This window comes from Nocardioides zhouii, from assembly GCF_004137345.1.
In the GTDB taxonomy this organism is placed as follows: domain Bacteria; phylum Actinomycetota; class Actinomycetes; order Propionibacteriales; family Nocardioidaceae; genus Nocardioides; species Nocardioides zhouii.
This window is the reverse complement of record NZ_SDWV01000013.1, coordinates 59711-80173: the sequence shown is the minus strand read 5'-3', so window position 1 is coordinate 80173 and position 20463 is coordinate 59711. Positions and strand designations below refer to the sequence as shown.

At 70.6% G+C, this 20463-nt stretch carries 16 protein-coding genes; 12 read left to right on the top strand and 4 right to left on the bottom strand.

What is annotated here, in order from left to right; translation table 11 throughout:
- Positions 1-17 precede the first annotated feature (17 nt).
- The gene (locus tag EUA94_RS13695) at positions 18-359 is read right to left on the bottom strand and encodes a YciI family protein (RefSeq protein ID WP_129427442.1); all 342 of its coding nucleotides are present in this window, start codon (positions 357-359) and stop codon (positions 18-20) included.
- A gap of 187 nt (positions 360-546) precedes the next feature.
- On the opposite strand from EUA94_RS13695, the gene EUA94_RS13690 reads away from it, so the two are divergent.
- Complete coding sequence (locus EUA94_RS13690; RefSeq protein ID WP_242494870.1) at positions 547-2220, top strand: PKD domain-containing protein; 1674 nt, start codon at positions 547-549, stop codon at positions 2218-2220.
- 315 nt (positions 2221-2535) lie between these two features.
- On the opposite strand, the gene EUA94_RS13680 is transcribed toward EUA94_RS13690, so the two are convergent.
- Together EUA94_RS13680 and EUA94_RS13675 are read right to left on the bottom strand one after the other, a co-directional pair.
- Positions 2536-3579 carry an NAD(P)-dependent alcohol dehydrogenase gene (locus tag EUA94_RS13680; RefSeq protein WP_242494865.1) on the bottom strand — a complete coding sequence of 348 codons (1044 nt, stop codon included), beginning with the start codon at positions 3577-3579 and terminating at the stop codon, positions 2536-2538.
- 57 nt (positions 3580-3636) lie between these two features.
- Entirely contained in the window at positions 3637-4335 is a 699-nt protein-coding gene (locus EUA94_RS13675) for a DJ-1/PfpI family protein (RefSeq protein WP_129427440.1), read from the bottom strand.
- A 153-nt stretch (positions 4336-4488) separates the two neighbouring features.
- Here EUA94_RS13675 and EUA94_RS13670 point away from each other — a divergent pair, with 153 nt between their 5' ends.
- The 6 genes from EUA94_RS13670 to EUA94_RS13645 all read left to right on the top strand — a co-directional run bounded on the left by EUA94_RS13670 (position 4489) and on the right by EUA94_RS13645 (position 13420).
- On the top strand, positions 4489-7230 hold the full coding sequence (locus tag EUA94_RS13670; RefSeq protein WP_129427439.1) for a helix-turn-helix transcriptional regulator: 2742 nt from the start codon (positions 4489-4491) through the stop codon (positions 7228-7230).
- A gap of 121 nt (positions 7231-7351) precedes the next feature.
- Positions 7352-8680: an alpha/beta hydrolase gene (locus EUA94_RS13665; protein WP_129427438.1), complete on the top strand. Its 1329-nt coding sequence runs from the start codon at positions 7352-7354 to the stop codon at positions 8678-8680.
- A gap of 94 nt (positions 8681-8774) precedes the next feature.
- Positions 8775-10277: an MFS transporter gene (locus tag EUA94_RS13660; RefSeq protein WP_129427437.1), complete on the top strand. Its 1503-nt coding sequence runs from the start codon at positions 8775-8777 to the stop codon at positions 10275-10277.
- A 188-nt stretch (positions 10278-10465) separates the two neighbouring features.
- Complete coding sequence (locus tag EUA94_RS13655; protein WP_129427436.1) at positions 10466-10660, top strand: hypothetical protein; 195 nt, start codon at positions 10466-10468, stop codon at positions 10658-10660.
- 13 nt (positions 10661-10673) lie between these two features.
- Positions 10674-12119: an MFS transporter gene (locus EUA94_RS13650; protein WP_129427435.1), complete on the top strand. Its 1446-nt coding sequence runs from the start codon at positions 10674-10676 to the stop codon at positions 12117-12119.
- Complete coding sequence (locus EUA94_RS13645; RefSeq protein WP_129427434.1) at positions 12119-13420, top strand: DJ-1/PfpI family protein; 1302 nt, start codon at positions 12119-12121, stop codon at positions 13418-13420. The genes EUA94_RS13650 and EUA94_RS13645 overlap by 1 nt, the downstream gene beginning before the upstream one ends.
- A gap of 184 nt (positions 13421-13604) precedes the next feature.
- On the opposite strand, the gene msrA is transcribed toward EUA94_RS13645, so the two are convergent.
- Positions 13605-14255, bottom strand: a complete 651-nt coding sequence (gene msrA / locus EUA94_RS13640; protein WP_129427433.1) for a peptide-methionine (S)-S-oxide reductase MsrA — start codon at positions 14253-14255, stop codon at positions 13605-13607.
- Positions 14256-14416: 161 nt separating this feature from the next.
- Between msrA and EUA94_RS13635 the strand changes: the two genes are divergently transcribed.
- The 5 genes from EUA94_RS13635 to ilvA all read left to right on the top strand — a co-directional run bounded on the left by EUA94_RS13635 (position 14417) and on the right by ilvA (position 20433).
- A complete protein-coding gene (locus tag EUA94_RS13635) occupies positions 14417-15163 on the top strand; it encodes a hypothetical protein (protein ID WP_129427432.1) in 747 nt (248 codons plus the stop codon).
- 114 nt (positions 15164-15277) lie between these two features.
- Positions 15278-16438, top strand: a complete 1161-nt coding sequence (locus EUA94_RS13630) for a cystathionine gamma-synthase (protein ID WP_129427431.1) — start codon at positions 15278-15280, stop codon at positions 16436-16438.
- Positions 16435-17835 (top strand): glutamate mutase L, encoded by a 1401-nt coding sequence (locus tag EUA94_RS13625; protein WP_129427430.1) that lies wholly within the window; start codon positions 16435-16437, stop codon positions 17833-17835. The genes EUA94_RS13630 and EUA94_RS13625 overlap by 4 nt, the downstream gene beginning before the upstream one ends.
- 10 nt (positions 17836-17845) lie before the next feature.
- Positions 17846-19228, top strand: a complete 1383-nt coding sequence (locus tag EUA94_RS13620; RefSeq protein WP_242494864.1) for an AI-2E family transporter — start codon at positions 17846-17848, stop codon at positions 19226-19228.
- Positions 19225-20433 carry a threonine ammonia-lyase gene (gene ilvA / locus EUA94_RS13615; protein ID WP_129427429.1) on the top strand — a complete coding sequence of 403 codons (1209 nt, stop codon included), beginning with the start codon at positions 19225-19227 and terminating at the stop codon, positions 20431-20433. Before EUA94_RS13620 ends, ilvA begins: the two co-directional genes overlap by 4 nt.
- The last annotated feature ends 30 nt before the right edge of the window (positions 20434-20463 follow it).

The window sequence follows — 20463 nt, the reverse complement described above, 5'->3', positions numbered from 1 at the left end:
GGGCGTATCGAGACCGGCTACTTGATCTCGCGGACCTCCTGCGGCCACCCGCAGCCCTCGGCGACCCTCGCGGCCCATTCCCGCGCCTCCTCGATGGTCGGCACGCTGATGATCGTGATGCCGCCGAGGTACTCGGTCACCTCGGTGTAGGGGCCGTCGGTGACCACCATCTCCCCGCTGGTGCCGTCGGCGCTGAAGGCGAGCTCCATGTCCTCCACGAGACCGCCGGCGAACACCAGCACCCCTGCCGTCTCCATGTCGGCGACGACGGCCGTGGAGGGCTCCACGCGGGTCTGGTACCACTCCGCGGGGTGGTCCCCGACCCACTGCTGCATGAAGTAGATGGCGTACATCGTCATGGAGACTCCTCCGTCCGGGCGGCCCCTGCGGCCGCCTCCACCACTCTGACGGACGGGTCGACGCGAAATCGACAGCATCAGCGGTCCGCATCGTCGGGCGCGTGTGGCGAGTTCGCCTCAAAGGGGTGCAATGGACGCGCTTGCAGCGCGAGATCTCGGTCTCCGCGTCTAGGGTTCGACGGTGAAGATGCCAGTCGCCTCCGCCGCTCGACGCGGTGGACTCTCGGTCGTTGTTGCCCTGTCGTTCGTGCTGCTCGCGGCTCCCCAGGTGAGTGCTGGCGTCACGCTAACGCCGTACCCATCCCTGCCCATGCCGTGGCGCATGGCCGTCGGAGGTCCGCAGAACCACCTCTTCACGGCCTTCCTCTCGAATGGAACCACGCAGGTCACCGAGAGCACGTCCAGTGGCGACTACCTGCGACCCGTGAGCATCGGCACAGTTCCGCTGATCAAAGCGTTCGAGGTGGACGCCGCGGGAAATCTCTACCTCGCGTTCCGTGACACGAGCAGCAACGACACCTTGCTGCGCAAGGTCAGCCCCTCGGGATCGACCGAATGGGAAACCGCTCTGGCTGCTGGAACCTCAGCACGTGACGTATCCGCAGGAAGTGCTGCCATCTGGCTCGCGACCGATCAGGGCACGACGATCCTGAAGTTCTCGCCCCTGACAGGGGAGTTCCTCGGCAGCATTCCCGCCTCGGGGGCGTACGTCGAGGCACTGGCCAACGGCAACGTCCTGGCCAGCTCGAGCACCACCGGCATCACGGAGTACGACCCGGCCGGCGTGGCTCGGCGCACCATTCCCGGTTCGACCGGCGCGCTCGACACCACGGCTTCGGGTGAGGTGATCGCAGCCGTCTCGACCCAGTCGGGTGCCTCGATCCGGAAGTTCGCGGCGGACGGCAGCTCGACCCTCGGCGTCGACCGGGGCACGAGCGCGAGCATTGCGGACCTCTCGGTCACTCCGAGCGGCGAGACATGGGCGCTCAGCAGCAACGTCCGGGTCCACCTCGACCCCACCACCCCCGACGCGAAGCTCACGGCATCTGAGGCGCAGGCGTTCACCGGCGCACCGGTCGCCCTCGACGCGACGGGATCGTTCGTCCCGTTCGCCTCGCCGTCTCGCTTCGAGTGGGACCTCGACGGCGACGGCTCGTTCGAGACCGACTCCGGCGCCACCGGTCGGATCTCGCACGCGTACGACACCCCGGGGATCCGTACGGTCACCGTTCGGGTCACTGCGCCCGCGGGCGCGACGGCGACCGCCAGCACTGCGGTCGACGTGAGCAGCGCGTCGCCCGTCGGACCGATCGGCGTCTCGATCAACAACGGCGCCAGATACACCAACGATCCCCAGGTGACCGTCTTCATGAGGTGGCCGACGTACGCGAAGGACGTCGTGATCTCCAACGACGGCGGCTTCTTCCCCGCGTCGCAGCGACCGGTCGGTGCGACCATGGCATGGACCCTTGACTCCAGCGGTCCGGAGCGCCTGCCCAAGACCATCTACGCCCGATTCCTGGGCGGACGATCCGGCCCGGAGACCTACCAGGACGACATCATCCTCGACGAGACCGCGCCGGCCGTGCTCGAGGCTGGGGCGAAGGCACCTGTCGCTTCTCCCCGCCTGACGGACCTCGCGCCGCGGCTGGCGAAGCGGAGGTACGTCGTGACCGTGAGGGCGGTCGACAAGACCTCAGGCGTCGCCACGATGCAGGTCACCTCGAAGAAGGCCAGGCCGGGCGCCTGGCGCACCTACAAGAAGCGGTCGTCCTTCAAGAGCTCGAGCAGCAAGATCTTCGTCCGGGTACGGGACGGCGCGGGCAACGTGTCGCGCTGGAAGCGGCTGAAGATCGCCTAGAACGACTCCGCCGCCTCTGCACGCCAGACCGCCTCTGGCGCGTGGCGCGGCCAAGGGGCACGGCCTCTTCGAGCGCGTTGCAGGACCCGCCCCGGCGGACGAAGCCGACGCGGCCCCCGGGGCTTGGCTCGACGAGCGACCCGAGTAGCCCGCCGCCGTCAAGGACGCAGTTCGCTCGCGAATGTCACGAGTCAACTTCGACCCAGCGTGCCGTACGACCCTCAGACCGCCTCGGGGAACTTCACGCCCGTGTTCGCGTGGCAGCGATAGCCGTACGGGTTCTTGGCGAGGTACTGCTGGCGCGATCGAGCAGCGTCACCCCGCAGCGATAGGTGTGGGTTCGAACACGGTGATGGCGACCTTGCCGCGGATGGTGCCGCGTTCCAGTTGCCTCATGGCGTTTGCGGCCTGTTCAAGCGGGTAGGTCCGGTCGAGTGCTGGCCCCAGCTGCCCGGCCTCGATGAGCTGGGTGAGCCGCTCGAAGTGCTCGGCGCGTTCGCGGGCCAGCAGTGGGATGAACCGTTGCCCGACGAACGGCGACAGGAGGGCCCCGCGGATCTGGCGGGCCATCCCGAGTACGGCGCCGGCGTTTTCACCGCCGACGAAGACGGCGGTGCCGTGTGGGGTGAGCGCGCGTCGGAGCTCGCGGATGGTGGGGTTGCCGGCGATGTCGATGACTAGGTCCCAGCGGTGGGTTCCGTCGGTCCAGCTGTCGTGGGGGTAGGTGAGGACGTGGTGGGCGCCCATGGCGCGGACGTAGTCGGCCTTGGCGGGGCTGCAGACGCCGGTGACTTCGGCTCCAAGTGCGTCGGCAATCTGGACCGCGTAGCTGCCGACGCCGCCGGACGCGCCCGTGATGAGGACCGATTGTCCGGCCTGGAGCCCGCCCAAGGTGAGCGCTTGGAGGGCGGTGCCGGCTGAGATGGGCATGACGGCGGCTTGGGCGAAGGTGATGTCGTCTGGTTTGCGCGAGAGCTTGTCGGAGGTGGTGACGGCGTACTCGGCGAACGAACCAGGGGCGACGCCGTAGACCGCGTCGCCGGGCGCGAAGCCGACCACGTCGGCGCCTACTTCGGCGACGATGCCGGCGACGTCTCTGCCGGGCACAGGGTTCCTGGGTCGACGCACTCCCGTTGCGAGGCGCACGGCGTAGGGCTTGCCGGTGAGGAGGTGCTCGGTGCCGCGGTCGAGGCCGGCGGCGCGAACGCGGACGAGGACCTGGTCATCGCCGACGGCCGGCATCGGCACGCGGGCGGTGCGCAGCACGTCTGCGTTGCCATAGCGGTACTGGGTGATGGCACGCATCGTGCCGGGCCGTGCTGCGCGGGTGCGGGCGTCGGTGGAGGTGTCGGTGCTCATGTCGTCGTCCCAGTCTCGATGTCGGTGTGTTGTGGCTCTGGCTCTGGCTCTGGCTCGTCAGACCGTGGGCATGGGGTCGTACTGGATGTCGCGTCTGACTTCTTGCGCGCGGTCGGTGCTCGCGAGGCGGGCGACGAGGTGCAGCGCCATGTCGATGCCGGCGCTGACGCCCGCGCTGGTGATGAGGTCGCCGTCGTCAACGAAGCGTGAGCGGACGTCGGTGATGACGGTCGGGTCGAGTTCGGCCAGGTGGTTGAGCGAGGCCCAGTGGGTCGTGGCTCGCCTGCCGGTGAGCAGGCCGGCGGCGGCGTAGACAAGGCTGCCGGTGCACACCGACGCCATCAGCGGTACGTCGCGACGTGCGTCGCGTACCCATTGCAGATGTTCGGGGTCGTTCAGCATCGGCCTGGTGCCGGGTCCTCCGGGGTGGATGAGCACGTCGAGCTGGGGGGTGCTCTGCGTCGAGTGGTGGGCTCCGAGCATGAGTGACTTCGCGCCGACAACCGGCCCCCCGTGAACGGACATGCAGAACACATCCCAGCCGTCCTCGGGGTGCTGGCGCGTCCAGTTGGACAGCACTTCCCACGGGCCGACGGCATCGAGCTCCTCGACCCCGTCGAAGACCAGCAGCCCGATCTGCCGACGCCTGGTCGGGGCTGTCTCGGAGGCGTGAGACGCCTGCGTGCCGGCCTGCGCGGTGACCGACGTGCTCGGCCCTTCCGTGGGCGGTGTGCTGGGAACTGGGTGTTCGGGCATGTGGAGCTCCTGGCTGCGGGCGTTCCGGGGCCGAGTGCCTCCGGAGCGATACGACGAGCCTGAAGCGACGGCCGCCGGGTCGCCCCGGCAAAAGCGCCGGGATTGGTCCGGTCCACGCCTGCGGGCGTGCCGCAGCGGTTGTACGTTCGTGCCGTGCTGGTCGGCCGAGAGCCTGAGCGGGCACTCCTGGGAGCGCTCGTCGACGACGCACGCGACGGCACGGCCGGAGCGGTGGTGGTCCGAGGCGATCCGGGGGTCGGGAAGTCGGCCCTCCTCGACGCACTCGCCACAGAGGCCACGGATGTCAGGTTGCTTCGCACGCAGGGGCTCGAGGTCGAGGCACCGCTGCCGTTCGCAGCGTTGCATCGTCTGCTCCTTCCGCTGACGCGGCTGCGGGACCAGCTCCCGCCGCCGCAAGCTCGCGCCCTCGGGGTGGCGTTCGGGGAGGACGACGGTCCGTCGGTGGAGCCGTTCCTGGTGGGGGTCGCCACCTTGTCTCTGTTGACGTCGGCCGGTGAGGAGGGCCCGGTGCTGTGCATCGTCGACGACGCCCACTGGCTCGACCCGGCCTCGGCAGGCGCCCTGCTGTTCTGTGCGCGACGTCTGGGTGCGGACCGGGTGGCCATGGTTTTCTCGGCCCGGGAGGGCACTGCTGCTCGGTTTGAGGCCCCCGGGGTGGATGAGGTCGTGCTGGATGGGCTCGACGAGGACGCGAGCCGGGCCCTTCTCGCCCGCCAGCTGGGTGGGTCGGCGGCGGCGGGTGTCGTCGCTCGGCTGGTGGAGGAGTCGCGCGGCAACCCGTTGGCTCTCCTCGAGCTCCCGCGCGAGCTGGACACTGCTCAACTCACCGGTGCTGCGCCGCTGCCTGCCCAGCTGCATCTCACTGAGCGGGTCGAGCAGGCGTTTCTCGACCGGAGCCGACGGCTGCCAGTACCGGTGCAGCGGATGGTCCTCCTCGCGGCTGCGGACGACTCAGGCCGACTCGATGTGGTCCGCGACGCCGCCCGTCGCCTCGGTCTCGACGAGCACGCGCTACGAGCCGCCGTGGAGTCCGGACTGATTCTGCAGACCGACGACGTGGTCGCGTTGAGGCACCCGCTCGTCCGATCGGCGATCTACCAAGCTGCTGCAGACGACGACCGGAGGCAGGCACACCGAGCCCTGGCCGATTCGCTCAGCAGCTCCGGGGAGGCCGACCGTGCGGTATGGCACCGCGCCTTCGCCGCGAACGACCGTGGCGACGACCACGACCACGACCACGACGACGACCTCGTCGACGCGCTGGCCGACGTTGGCGCGCGGTCCGGCAGGCGTGGCGGGTACGTCGCCGCGCTGGCGGCGTACGAGCGCGCCGCAAGCCTCTCGACCGACCCGGCGCGCCGGGCGGGGCTCATGTTCGCAGCCGCACGCAGCGCGTGGGCGTGCGGGCAGGCTGAACGGGCACGTGCTCTGCTGACCGCCGCTCGTGAGGTGACCGAGGACCCGGTTCTGGTGTGCGACATCGCGAGCTTGCGGGGGCACATTGAGGTCAACATCGGCTCCGCGCCGGAGGGTCACCGGATCTTCGTCGAGGCCGCGCACGCGGTGTGCGATGTCGACGCTGTACGGGCGCTGCAGATGGGGGTGCTCGCGGCCGTGATGCGCACCTTCGGTGCCGACAGCGGCACGCCGCTGAGGTTCGAGGACCTGCTCACCGCGACCGCAGGCGACGACACGGTTCGCACGCGGTGCCTGAGGGCGATGCTGGTGTCGATGACCGAGGTCGCCGACAACCGGTGGGCTGCGGCGGTCGACGCGTTGGCGCTCGCCTTCGACCTCGGTGGGGACGTCGACGACCGCGACGTGCTGTGGAACCTGGGGAACGCCGCCCTGCAGCTCGGTGACGACGAAGGGCAGCGGCGCTTCTACTCGCACGCCCTCTCACGGGCCCGCGAGAGCGGAGCCGTCACCGCAGTCATCTACTGCCTGCAACGCCTGTGTTTTGTCCACTTCGTCACTGGTGACCACCTCGCGGTGCGCGTCAGTGCCGAGGAGGCGCTAGCGCTCGGTGAGGGTATCGGCCAACCCGCCATGACGGCCCTCCCTGTCGCGTGGCTGGCGCTCCTGGCCGCCCACCAGGGCAGCGACGAGTACGACGACCTCGCGTGCCGGCTGGAGACCCTGGTCGCTGCTCACCCGCTCGGCATCACCGCCGACCCCGTGCACGACCTGACACGGTGGGCGGCGGCCGTACGAGGCACCGGACGAGGAGACACCGCGGGCGCGCTCCATCACTTCTCCCGGATACGGCTCTCCTTCGTCGCCCGGATGGTCGCGACCCAACGGCTCGAGGCAGCGGCCCGCGCCGGGGACGCTACGCAGGCCCGGGTGTGGACTGACGAGCTCGAGGAGTTCGCAAACGAAGCGGCGCAGCCGTGGGCGCGGTCCGCCGTGGCATTCGGTCGCTCGGTCACCAAGGACGGCGACGTGGAGAAGTTCTTCCAGCTTGCGCTGGCCGAGGGCCGCGGGCGCGAACACCCCCTTGACGTGGCGCGCATCGAGCTGGCCTACGGAGAGTGGCTGCGCCGCCAGCAGCGCCGTGTCGATGCCCGACAGCACCTGCGGCACGCACTGGACACCTTCACCGACGTGCGCGCCAGCGCGTGGTCGTCACGTGCCGAGCAGGAGCTCCGTGCCTCCGGCGAGACGGCCCGCAAGCGCGACCCGTCAACGCAGCTGCAGCTCACCCCGATGGAGCGCAAGGTCGCCCAGCTCGTCAGCTCCGGGATGTCGAACAAGGACGTGGCGGCGCAGTGCTGGATTTCCCCGCGCACCGTGGCGTTCCACCTGCGCAACGTCTTCACCAAGGCCGGTGTCACCTCCCGGGGAGAGCTGGCCCAGCTCGACCTCTCCTGACGCTGCTCCAGCTCCAGGGGGACGACCAGGCACGTCATCCCGGCCATCTGACCGGGGCGATCGGTCCTACCCGCGCCCACTCTCAGCAGTACCCACCCCCTGCTGCGAGAGCGAGCACCTCATGAGCACCACCGACACGTCACCAACCAAGCGGTCCTCGACATCCGCCGTGGTCATCTCCCTGGTCGTCGGAATGGTCGCATCTGCCGTCCTCACGATGGTGATCTTCCCGGGCGCCACCGAAGGAGTCAGCACAGGCGCGGCCCTGCTCGGCTTCGGCATCGGGTGGTCAGCGCTGTACGCCACGTCGGGGAGGACGACCCGGCCCCAGCCGTGGGCTGCAGTCCCGGCGGTCGCGATGGCGGCCACGGGCCTAGCCCTCATCGCGTTCGACCCCTCGGATGACACCCTCGGCGTCCTTACGTGGGGGTGGCCGCCGCTCGCGCTCGCACTCACCGGCTGGACGTACCTCCGGATGCGCCGCAACATGGTGGGCGCCGGCCGATGGCTGGTGTCCGCGACGTTGCTCGTGTTCGCAGCCGCCGCTATCGGCGCTGGAGCGCGCCAAGTCAGCACCGAACCGTTCGCCGAAGCAAACCCCGCCCCGGGCACGACCTTCTCGGTGCACGGTCACGACCTCCACATCGACTGCCGAGGCCAAGGCAGCCCCACGGTCATCTTGTTCAACGGACTCGGGGAGTTCTCGGCCTCGTGGGCCCGCATCGTCGACGGCGCAGCCCTCACCACTCGCGTCTGCGCCTACGACCGGCCAGGCCAGGGCTGGAGCGACGACCTCGCCGAACCGCAGGACGCAGCTGCTGCCACCGAGGACCTCCACGCCCTGCTCGGGGTCGCCGGAGAGACCGGCTCGTTCGTGCTCGTCGGTCACTCCATCGGCGGCCCGTACGCCCTGACCTACGCTCACCGGTACCCCGACGAGGTGGCCGGGATGGTGCTCCTCGACAGCACTAGCCCCCACCAGTTCGACGCCATCGCGAGCTATCCGCGCACCTACTCCATGATGCGTCGCACCTACGGCGTCATGCCCACCCTGGCGCGACTCGGCCTTGGGGCGCTGCTAGAAGGGTCCCACCTGCCCGCCGAAGAGGCCCGCCCGGTCGACGACATGAACACCTCCCCGCGAGCCGGCCGGAACGGCCGCGACGAGCTGGAAACGCTGCCCGGGGTGTTCCGCCAGGCTCAACGGCTCACCACTCTCGGAGACCGTCCGCTCGTCGTGCTGACCAGCAACGCAACGGCACACGACACGGGCGGCTGGACGGCAGCCCAGACCCAGCTCGCGGCATTGTCTAGCGACGTCGTTCACAACGTCGTCGACGCCAGCCACCAAGGCATGGTCGAGGACCCCGCCGGCGCCGCTGCCTCCATCGAGGCCATCACCTCAGTCGTCCGAGGAGTCCGCAACAACACCCCGCTGGCAGCCCCCTGAACTTGCACCCTGCGCGCCAAGGCCCACCAGGACAGCATCCACGCCCGTCACGCACCGCCCACCCGCCCATCACCCATCCCCGCAGGAGCAGCACATGTCCAAGACACCCGCACGCCACGGCGCAGCCCAGGCAGCGCCCCACGACCCCCACCAGCCCGCGCCGCACGCCGTCACGCACGGCGCTGACGACGAGGACGGCCCGCGCCGGCCATGGACGGTGCTCGCCGTCGCACTGGCCGCCCAGATCCTCGTGGTGCTCGACATCTCAGTGGTCAACACCGCACTCCCCACCATCGGGCGCGACCTCAACATCGAGGGAGGCAACCTCCAGTGGCTCGTCACGGCATACGTGATGATGTCCGGCGGCGGCCTGCTCCTCGGAGGCCGCATCGCTGACCTGCTGTCGCGCCGCGGCGCGTTCCTCACCGGCCTCGCCCTCTTCACGGCCGCGTCCCTCGTCAGCGGTTTCGCCGGGTCGACCGGTGAGCTCGTCGCCGCGCGGGCCGTCCAAGGTCTCAGCGCGGCGCTCCTCACCCCGGCCGCGCTGTCCCTCATCACCACGACGTATGCCGGCGCGCAGCGTAGGAGTGCGCTCGCCATGTGGGGGGCCGTCGGCAGCCTCGGTGTCGCCGCGGGCGTTCTGCTCGGCGGGGCCGTCACGACGTGGACGAGCTGGCAGTTCATCTTCTGGATCAACGGACCCATCGGTGCCCTCGCCCTGCTCGTCGGCAGCCGCACCATCGCCAAGGAGAAGGTCGCGCGCCCCCGGCTCGCCGACCTCGACCTCCCCGGCGCGGCCGCCGTCATCGGCGGGCTCGTAGCCCTGACCTACGCCCTTGGCGCGACCGCCACGCACGGTTGGTGGTCGGCCCACACGGTCGTCGCGATGGCCGTCTCAGCCGTCCTGCTGATGGCGTTCCTGGCCATCGAGCGCCGCGCCGCGAAGCCGCTGTTCCCGCCGCACGTGTGGAAGCTCGACGCGCTCGTGTCGGGTACAGCCGTGATGCTCGGCATCACGGGGCTCCTCGTCGGCGCCGTGTTCCTGACGTCGATCTTCGTCCAGACCGTGCTCGGCTACTCAGCCATGGAGACCGGCGTCGCGTTCCTGCCCTTCGCGTTCGCGATCACCGCCGGCACCGTCGTCGCCCGTCACCTGCTCGCGCACCTGGCGCCGCGCGTCGTCGCCGCCACTGGCCTCGTCATGACAGGTGCCGCAGCCGTCCTGCTCTCCTACGCGGGCACCGACGCGGACTACGCCGCCGATCTGCTCCCCGGGCTGATCATCATGGGCGTCGGTGTTGGCATGGTCTTCGTCCCGGTGTCCGTGACGTCCATGGCCGGCATCCCCTCCTCGCATGCCGGTGTGGCGTCAGGCTTTCTGATGACCGGACACGAAGTGGGGGCCGCGCTCGGCGTGGCCGTCCTCTCCGCCGTGGCCAGTACGGCCGGGTCGCTCATGACACTCGACGGAGCCACCGCCGCGTTCAGCCGCGGCTTCACCGGCGCCGCCGTCATCGCGATGGTTGTCGCTGCGTACGCCCTGTGGCGGATGCCCGCACAGCGCGTCACCGGCGGCATCGGCCACATGCACCACTGAACGTGTCGCGGACCCGGCTAAACCCATCAGAACCCGGCCATTCGACCGGTTCGAGGAAGCCGGGTCCGCGACACCGTGAGGGCATCAACCCACCCACCACGACACATCAGGACCAGGCGGTGAGAACCATGGACAGTAGCTTCCGGACCGAGAGGACCGCGACAGCCACCACGGCCAGGACCACCACGATGACTGCGACCACCGAAACCATCCGCAGCATCTCGAGGCCGTCGATGACGGCTGGGCGACCGACCGCCGACGCACGGCACGACCTGTGCTGGTGCGGACAGGACATGGACGTCTTCCGCGGCAACCACTGCCCCCGGTGCGGCACGATGCGCGTGGCGCGGGCCGACGCGGTCCTGCCCCGCCTCGCGGCATGAGGTGGTGACACGCATGAACGCCACAAACCTCCACACCCAGCCGCCTGCCGCCCGCGCCGAGCCTGGCGACCGGTTCCTGGACCGTCAGCGACAGCCGCTGGCGTTGGCGCTGCTCGTCTCGGCCCAGTTCTTGGTCATGCTCGACACCTCGATCGTCAACGTCGCGCTGCCGTCCATCCAGTCCGAGCTCGGGTTCTCTTCGGCCGCGGTGACGTGGGTGGTGAACGCCTACGTGCTCTCCTTCGCGGGCCTGCTCCTCCTCTCCGGGCGCGCGTCCGACCTCTTCGGGCGCCGTCGCCTCTTCACCAGCGGCGCCGGTCTCTTCACCCTCGGCACCCTTCTCGCAGCTCTTGCGACCGGGCCAGCCATGCTGATCGGGGGTCGCGTCGTGCAAGGCGTCGGCGCAGCCGCCCTCAGCCCCGCCGCCATGTCCCTCCTGCTGGCCACGTTCCCCGCCGGAAAACGTGCACGAGCGATGGGCGCCTGGGGCGCCGCGTCCACCCTCGGCGGTGCGACCGGCGTGGTCAGCGGCGGCCTCCTCGCCGGCAGCGTCGGCTGGCGCTCGGTGTTCCTCGTGACCGTCCCCGTCTCGGTGGCTGCCGTCGCGTTCGCGCGACGCGTGCTCGCACCGGACACGACCACGGCAGGACGCTCCCTCGACTGGGTCGGCGCGGCCCTCGCCACCGGAGCCGTCATCACGTTCGTGCACGGTGCTGTGGACGCCGGCGACCACGCCTGGACGTCACCACGCGTCTTGGGTTTGCTGGCCGCAGCCGTGGTACTCGCCGTGACGTTCGTCGTCGTCGAGCGCAAGGTCAGTGACCCCCTCGTCCCGCTTGAGGTGTTCGGGTCCGCCATGGCTCGCCGCGGCGTGCTCCTGGCGGTACTTGGCGGGTCTACTCGGGGATCTACCTTCGTCCTCGTCGCCCTGTACTTCCAGCAGGCCCTCGCCATGTCGCCCCAGCAGGCAGGCATCGCCATGGTTCCCACCTCGCTCGCCGGGTTCGCCGTCTCCCTCGGCGTCCTCCCGCGAGCGTTGAAGACATTCGGGCCGCTACGCACTCTCGTGTTCGGTCTCGTGCTCCTCGCCGGCGGACAGCTGTGGCTCGCCTACTCGCCCGAGGATGTCACCTACGTGCTTGCGGTCCTGCCCGGCCTGCTGCTGGTCGCGACGGGAGTGGCTCTCAGCTTCACCCCGACCACCATGGTGATGGCCTCCGCGGTTCCCGCCTCCCACACCGGTCTGGCCTCGGGCCTCGCCTCGGCGTCCATGCAGGTCGGCGGCGCCCTCGGCACAGCCGCGTTCATCATCATCGGAGCGTCCGGCAGCCGACAGGCAACAGGCGTCCTCGACGGTTCAGGGTTCACCGCAGCGTTCACCGCAGCCGCAGTAGTTGCACTCGCCACCGCCGTCCTCGGCTGGCGCGCCACCACCAGCCGCGCGAAGGGCGAGCTGTGATGCGGGCCCGGACGATCGGTGCCGCGACGCTCCGCGCAGCCGTGTTCGCAGGACTTGCGGCCGCCACTCTGGGCGGCCTGAGCCTCGCCGGAGCTCGAGTCACCGCCTCCCAAGGAGAACTCGCTTACACCCCGCCAGACGCCGGCCCTGCCGCGGACGCGACCAGTACAGCGAGCCGGCCCCCGGCGCCGGGGACACTCGTGGTCGCAGTCGTCCTTGGGACCTCCGCCACGGTCGCGACGGACGCGATGGGGCCGTACGAGGTGTTCGCCCGCTCGTCGCGGTTCTCCGTCTACACGGTCGCTCGGGACGCCGGGCCTGCTTCCGTCCAGGGAGCACCATCGATCGTGCCCGACCACACGTTCGGCGACGTCGACACCCGCCCCGAGCTAGCACCCGACGTCGTCGTCGTCCCGGCCGTCGAAGACCCGGAAGGCGCCGTTGAGAAAAACACCCGCGACTGGGTCGTGCAGCAGCATGCACGCGGTGCCCGCGTCCTCAGCGTCTGCGCCGGAGCGATGCTCATGGCCGAAACCGGACTCCTCGACGGTCGCACCGCCACCAGCCACTGGTCGCGACTCTCCGCCCTCCGAGCCGCCCACCCCGAAACCCGCTGGGTCGCCGGCGAGCGGTTCGTCCGCGACGGCAACATCACCACCACCGCCGGCATCACATCCGGCATCCCGGGCGCCCTCTCCGTCATGCAAGACCTGGCGGGAACCGAGGAGGCCCGCAAGATCGGCGCACAGGTGGGCTATCCCGGATGGTCACCCGACGCGTCCACCGCCATCCCCAGCCAGACCTGGGCGCCCTCAGACTGGCCCGTCGCCCTGAACACCCTGCTGCCATGGGGACGCCCCACCGTCGCCATCACCCTCCACGACGGCGATGGCGAGATCGATACCGCGAGCCTGTTCGAGGTCTACAGCAACTCCGCCGCCGCGCGAACCGTTGCTCTGAGCGCAACCGGCGTGGTTCACACCGCGCACGGGCTGACGCTTCTCACCCTCACCGAGGCGAACACCGCCGTCTTCGACACCCGACTGCGACCCGGCGTGCACGGCACGAGCGGGCGGGCCGGCTTCGACGGAGCCCTCGAGCACCTGGCGAACACCACCGGGGAAGCTGACGCACGCGCGGCAGCAAAGATGATCGACTACCCCACCGACGCCCTCGACCTCGGCTCCGACAGCGGGTCGCCGCGCACGCCACTACTTAGCGCCGCCGCGGTCCTCCTCGCATGCCTCATGGGCTCTGCGCCGAGCCTCGTCATACGGCGGCGAAAGACCGGAGAGAAATAGGGCACGTCGACAGTCGGCGTCCTGCCTAGCAGCCGGCGTACCCCGATGGAGCGCCGTATGGTGCGCGCGTGCCTCGGTCGGTCAACTCTCGTCAACTAGAAATGCTGCGCTGGGTCGCTGATGGGTGCCCGGCTGCTACGAGGAGACCGCCGCTGCCCCCCGGTCCGTTCGCCGCGAGTGCCCGTCAAGACGTTTCAGGGAACTTCACGCCCGTGTTCGCGTGGCAGCGGTAGCCGTAGGGGTTCTTGGCGAGGTACTGCTGGTGGGCGTCCTCGGCGTAGAAGTACTGCGTCTCGCTGGCGAGGCGGATCTCGGTGGTGATCTCGCCGAGGCCGCGGCGGGCCAGCTCGTCGCCGTACGCCTGGGTCAGCTCGCGAGCGGTCTGCTCCTGCTCCGGGGTCGTGAAGTAGATCGCGGAGCGGTACTGGGTGCCGACGTCGTTGCCCTGACGCATGCCCTGGGTCGGGTCGTGGATCTCGAAGAACTTCTTGACGAGGTCGGCGTACGACACCACCGACGGGTCGAAGACGACGCGGATCGCCTCGGTGTGGCCGGTGCGACCGCTGCACACCTCCTCGTACGTCGGGTGCGGCGTGCTGCCACCGGCGTAGCCGACCGACGTCGACCAGACGCCGGGCACCTGCCAGTAGATCTCCTCCGCGCCCCAGAAGCAGCCGAGCCCGAGCACTGCGACCTCGTGGCCGGCGGGGGCCTCGTCGGTGACGACGGGCGTGTGGAGGACGACGTGGTCGCCGAGGCCCCACATCGACTCAGTGCGGCCGGGGAGGGCCTGGTCGAGGGTGGGGAGGGTGGAGGGCTTGCCGAATCCGAACATGCCTCCATCATCCCCGGGCGGACAAGCCCGGCCGGCGGCGTCCGTAGAGCGGGCCTACGTGGAATTACGTGGTCTAGACGTCGTGCTGCCACCGATGTGCTCGCGGCGGGTCGGGAGGACCGTGAGGGACACCAACAACCTCGCTCGAAAGGAACTACCTCATGTCTTCACGTCGATCCGTGCGGCAGCTGCTCGTTGCCGTCCTCCTCGGGGTCCTGGTCGGTGGAGGCCTGATGGCCGTCACGCCCGCCGGTGCGGAGGTCAGCAGCGCCGTGGCCACCAACTGGAAGAAGATCTGGAAGAAGAACCTCAAGCCGCTCGCCGACAAGCGCTACTACACCAAGGCGCAGTCCGACACGAAGTACGCGACGAAGGCCGAGTCGGCCGCCGGGGACGCTGCGTCGCAAGCTGCGTCCAACGCCGCGACCGACGCCAAGCTCAGCGGCTACTACAAGAAGGCAGAGACCGACGCCAAGTACGCCGCCGCGGGGTCGTCGTACAGCAAGGCCGAGATCGACGCGAAGTTTGCACCGCTCGTGAACTCGGTCGCGGCCTCCGCCGGAGGCGACCAGAGCGTTGCTCTGGGAGTTCCTCAGGTCGTCAGGTCCGTCAGCATCATGCCGCCGTCCAACGGCACGGTTCTGGTGTCCAACAACGCCTACGTCATCAACACGTCGGCTGGTTCGGCGACCTCGCGCTGCAACCTCACGACCGGAACGGGCATCGACTTCAACTTCCTGCAGTACGCCGTCATCGCCGACCCCGGAGCCACGGAGGTCATCGCCGGCACCCGGGGGTTCGCGGCCACAAAGGGCGTGCTGCTCACTGTCAATCTGGTCTGCGAGCAGTTCTCTGCGACCGCCGACCTGCGGGACAGCTCGATGATCGCGATCTTTGCCCCCAGCTGAACGGATCCGCTCAGCACGGACACCGAACAAGAACGGCCGCCACGCGTGGGTGTGGCGGCCGTTCCGCTGTCCTCTGCCGTGGGGTGCGCGGAGGGCTGGGTCTACGCTCGCCACGTGACCCAGGAACGTGCCAACAAGGTCGGTTTCGAGACGCGTGCGATCCACGCCGGCTACGAGCCCGACGCGATGACAGGGGCGGTCAACCCGCCCATCTACGCGAGCAGCACCTACAAGCAGGACGGCGTCGGCGGCCTGCGCGGCGGGTACGAGTACAGCCGCTCCGCCAACCCCACGCGTACGGCCCTCGAGGGCGCGCTCGCGGCCGTCGAGGACGGCGAGAAGGGCTTCGCGTTCGCCTCCGGCCTGGCCGCCGAGGACGCCATCATCCGCGCGCTGACCGCCCCCGGTGACCACGTCGTCATCCCCGACGACGCGTACGGCGGCACGTTCCGCCTCTTCGACAAGGTCGCCAAGCTCTGGGGCACGGCCTACACCCCCGCTCCCGTCGCGGACACCGACGCGGTGGCCGCGGCGATCGAGCCCGGTCGTACGAAGCTGGTCTGGGTCGAGACGCCCACGAACCCGATGCTCACCATCGGCGACATCGAGGCGCTCGCCACCGTCGCCCACGACGCCGGTGCCCTGCTGGTCGTCGACAACACCTTCGCCTCGCCCTACCTGCAGCAGCCGCTCACCCTCGGCGCCGACGTGGTCGTGCACTCGACCACCAAGTACGTCGGCGGGCACAGCGACGTGGTCGGCGGCGCAGTGGTCGTGCGCGACCTCGACCTGGCCGAGAAGATCGGCTTCCACCAGAACGCGATGGGCGCCGTGGCCGGACCGTTCGACGCCTTCCTCACGCACCGCGGCCTCAAGACCCTCGGCGTACGCATGGACCGCCACTGCGACAACGCGGAGAAGATCGTGGAGTTCCTCGACGGCGACCCGCGGGTCGCCGAGGTGATCTACCCCGGTCTCGCCGCGCACCCCGGCCACGAGGTCGCCGCGCGCCAGATGAAGCGGTTCGGCGGGATGATCTCGTTCCGCGTCGCCGGCGGACTCGAGCAGGCGCTCGCGGTCTGCGAGCGCGCGGACGTCTTCACCCTGGGCGAGTCGCTCGGCGGCGTCGAGTCGCTCATCGAGCACCCCGGGAAGATGACCCACGCCAGCGTCGCCGGCACCGACCTCGAGGTCCCGGACGACCTGATCCGGCTCAGCGTCGGCATCGAGACAGTCGAGGACCTGGTCGCGGACCTCGACCGAGCCCTGGGGTGAGCACGAGGTCGGTCGTCTGCGTCGACTTCGGCTCCACCTTCACCAAGGCGGCGCTGGTCGACCTCGACTCCGGCGACCTCCTCGCCACGGCCAGCCATGCGACGACGCTGCCCGGGCCGGACGGTGAGGGCGACGTCCTCGACGGGTACGACGCCTGCCTGACCGCGCTGGCCGAGCAGGACCCGGCCGCCAGGGACGCCGACGTGCTCGCCTGCTCCAGCGCCGGCGGCGGCCTGCGGATCGCCGTCGTCGGCAACGAGGAGCTCGTCACCGCGGAGGCCGGCCGCCGGGTCGCGCTGTCGAGCGGCGGCAAGGTCGTGGCCGTGCTCCCGATGTCGGACGGCGGCCTCGACGGCGAGGCCCTGCGCGAGGCCGAGGCCGACATCGTGCTGCTGACCGGTGGCACCGACGGCGGCAACGCCGAGGCGGCCGTCACTGCCGCTGAGGCGCTGGCGGCGCTGCAGTGGGACCGGCCGGTGGTCGTCGCCTGCAACACCGACGCCCGGCCCGAGGTCGCCGCGGCCCTGACGCGCGCCGGCACCCCGCACGTCGTGGCCGACAACGTCGTGCCGCGCATCGGCGTGCTCGCGCCCGGCAGCGCGCGGGCGGCGATCCGCGAGATGTTCCTGTCGCACGTGATCGGCGGCAAGCACCTCAGCAGCCGCGTCGACGCCCACGGCCGCGGCTTCACCGACCTCGTACGCGGCGCGACGCCCGACGTGGTGCTGACCGGCGTCGAGCTGCTGGCCCGCGGCCTCGACGACCAGCACCCCGGTGCCGGCGATGTCGTCGTGGTGGACGTGGGTGGTGCGACCACCGACGTGCACTCCGTCGTCGAGCTCGACCCCGAGGACAGCGGCCTGGCCCGCGAGGTGGTCGCCACCACCCCGGTGACGCGGACCGTCGAGGGCGACCTCGGCATGCGGTGGTCGGCGGTCTCGACGGTGGAGGCGGCCGGTCGCGACGACCTGGCCGCGGGCGCCGTACGCCGCCGCGAGCATCCGGACTTCCTGCCCGACAGCGATGCCGAGCGGGAGGCCGACCTCGACATCGCCGCCGCCGCCGTACGGATCGCGCTGGAGCGGCACGCCGGCCGCAGCAAGGTGGTGGTCAGCCCCGAGGGTCGCGTCGTCGAGCGCAGCGGCAAGGACCTCCGGGAGGTCGACCTGCTCGTGGGCTCGGGTGGCGTGCTGCGCCACGGCGGCCCCGACGCCGTACGCCGTGTGCTGCTGCCGTCGACCGGCGACGCCTTCGAGGGCGGGTGGCAGCTGCCGCGCGACCCGGTGGTGGTCGTGGACCGCGACTACGTCCTGGCCGCGGCCGGGCTCCTGGCCGAGGAGCACCCGCTCGCGGCGCACCGGCTGGTCGCGCGCCTGCAGAAGGTGGGTACTGAGTAGCGTGACCGACGTGAGCGAGCAGTACCCGCCCGACCAGCCCGACGAGGACGACACCGACGAGTCGGGGCCGCGGCGCATCTTCGCGGCCCTCGCGCGCGACGAGGACCGGCTCACCGAGCGCATCGTCGGCCAGTGGTCGCAGATGCGTGCCGAGCGTCGGGTCGAGCCGGCCTTCACGACCGGGCCGTCGAACTTCAGCCGGGCGCAGGTGCCGTGGGGCCTCGACCTCGCCGCAGCGTGGTCGTGGCGCCTGATCGTCATCGTCGTCGCGATGCTCGGCCTGCTGTGGACGTTGCGCTTCTTCGCCGTGATCACGCTGCCGCTCGCCATCTCGCTGCTGATCGCGGCGCTCGCCGTGCCGTTGGTCAACCTGCTGCGCCGGATCGGGATGCCGCGCGGTCCCGCCGCCGGCATCGTGATGGTGCTGGGCATCGGCACCGTGGCGCTGCTGCTCACCTTTGTCGGCCAGCAGGTCGCCCAGGGCGCGAGCGACCTCGCCGACTCCGTGGTGGCGGGCCTCGACCAGGTGCGCGAGTGGCTGCGCACCGGACCCTTCCACGTCTCGGACTCCCAGCTCGACGCCTACATCGAGGGCGTCCAGAGCGCGGTGACCGACAGCACCGGGGCCAACGGCATCGTCACCCGGCTGACCGAGGTCGGCACCGCGGTCGGCCACGTGGTCGCCGGGTTCTTCATCGTCCTCTTCTCCACCTACTTCTTCATGGCCGACGGCGACCGGATCTGGGCGTGGCTCGTCCGGATCGCCCCCCGTGCCGCGCGCGAGCGGGTCGACGCGTCGGGCCGGGTCGCCTGGGTCTCGCTCACCCAGTTCGTCCGGGCCACCGTGCTGGTGGCCCTGGCCGACGCGATCGGGATCATGCTCGTCGCCTGGTTCCTCGGCGTGCCCTTCGTCGTCGCGATCGGCGTCCTCGTGTTCCTCGGCGCCTTCGTGCCCATGATCGGTGCCACCATCGCCGGAATGGTCGCGATCCTGGTCGCCCTCGTCGACCAGGGGCCGGTGACGGCGTTGCTGACGCTCGCCGGCGTCATCGTCGTCCAGCAGTTCGAGGGTCACGTGCTGCAGCCGTTCCTGATGGGCCGCTTCGTGTCCCTCCACCCGCTCGGCGTGATCGTCGCGATCGGCTGCGGCGTGCTCGTGGCGGGCGTCGCGGGCGCGCTCATCGCCGTACCCCTGGCGGCGGCCGGCAACGCGGTCGCGCAGCACCTGGCCACGTACACCGACATCGGCGAGGACGAGCCCGACAACGCGCTGGACGAGGACCTGGCGCCCGACGGGTCGCCACCCTCCAGCACGCCCGAGGACGACGGCCCGCTGGCCGGCCCGGATGCCCCGGACGAGCACGACACCGAGCACGAGAAGGAGCGGTCATGACCGAGCAGGTGACCCTGGCCGACATCGTGGCCGCCCGTGAGCTGCTGGACGGCCTCACGGTGACCACGCCGATGGAGGAGTCGCGCTGGCTCTCCGCGCTCGTCGGCGGCCCTGTGTCGCTGAAGTGCGAGAACCTCCAGCGCACCGGGTCGTTCAAGGCCCGCGGTGCGTACGTCCGGATCTCCCGGCTCTCCGCCGAGGAGCGCGCCCACGGTGTCGTGGCCGCCTCGGCCGGCAACCACGCGCAGGGCGTGGCGCTCGCCGCCAGCACGCTGGGCATCCACTCGACCGTCTTCATGCCGGAGGGGGCACCGATCCCCAAGGAGAAGGCGACGCGGGGCTACGGCGCCGACGTGGTCTTCCACGGTCGCTACCTCGAGGACTCGCTCGTCGCGGCCCGCGCCTTCGCCGAGGAGACCGGCGCGGTCCTGATCCACCCGTTCGACCACGTCGACATCGTCGCCGGCCAGGGCACGCTCGGCCTCGAGGTGCTCGAGCAGTCACCCGACGTACGCACCGTGCTGGTGCCCACCGGCGGTGGCGGGCTGCTGGCCGGTGTGGCGATCGCGATCAAGGCGCTGCGACCCGACGTACGAGTCGTGGGCGTGCAGGCCGAGGGCGCCGCCGCCTACCCCGGATCGCTCGCGGCCGGGAAGCCGGTGCCGCTGGCGTCGATGAGCACGATGGCCGACGGCATCGCGGTCGGCCGACCGGGCGACATCACCTTTGCCGCGGTGCGCGACCACGTCGACGAGATCATCACCGTCTCCGAAGAGTCGCTCTCGCGTGCCCTCCTGGCGCTGGTCGAGCGGGCCAAGCAGGTCGTCGAGCCCGCCGGCGCGGCCGCCGTCGCCGCGATGATCGACAACCCGGGCATCTTCGAGACCCCGGCCGTGGCCGTGCTCTCCGGCGGCAACATCGACCCGCTCCTGCTGAGCAAGGTGATCCGGCACGGCCTCGCCGCCGCCGGGCGCTACCTCTACCTCCGGGTCTGCATCCCCGACCTCCCCGGCGGGCTCTCGTCGTTGCTCGTCGAGATCAGCGCCGAGGGCGCCAACGTGCTCGAGGTCGCCCACGAACGGATCTCGCCCTCGCTCACCCTCAACGAGGTCGAGGTGCGCATCCAGCTCGAGACCCGCGGCGAGGCGCACGCCGAGCACCTGATGGAGCGGCTCCGCGAGCGGGGCTACCGCGTCGCCGACTGAGCGCGGCGTACGCCCCGTCTGGAGCGGTGG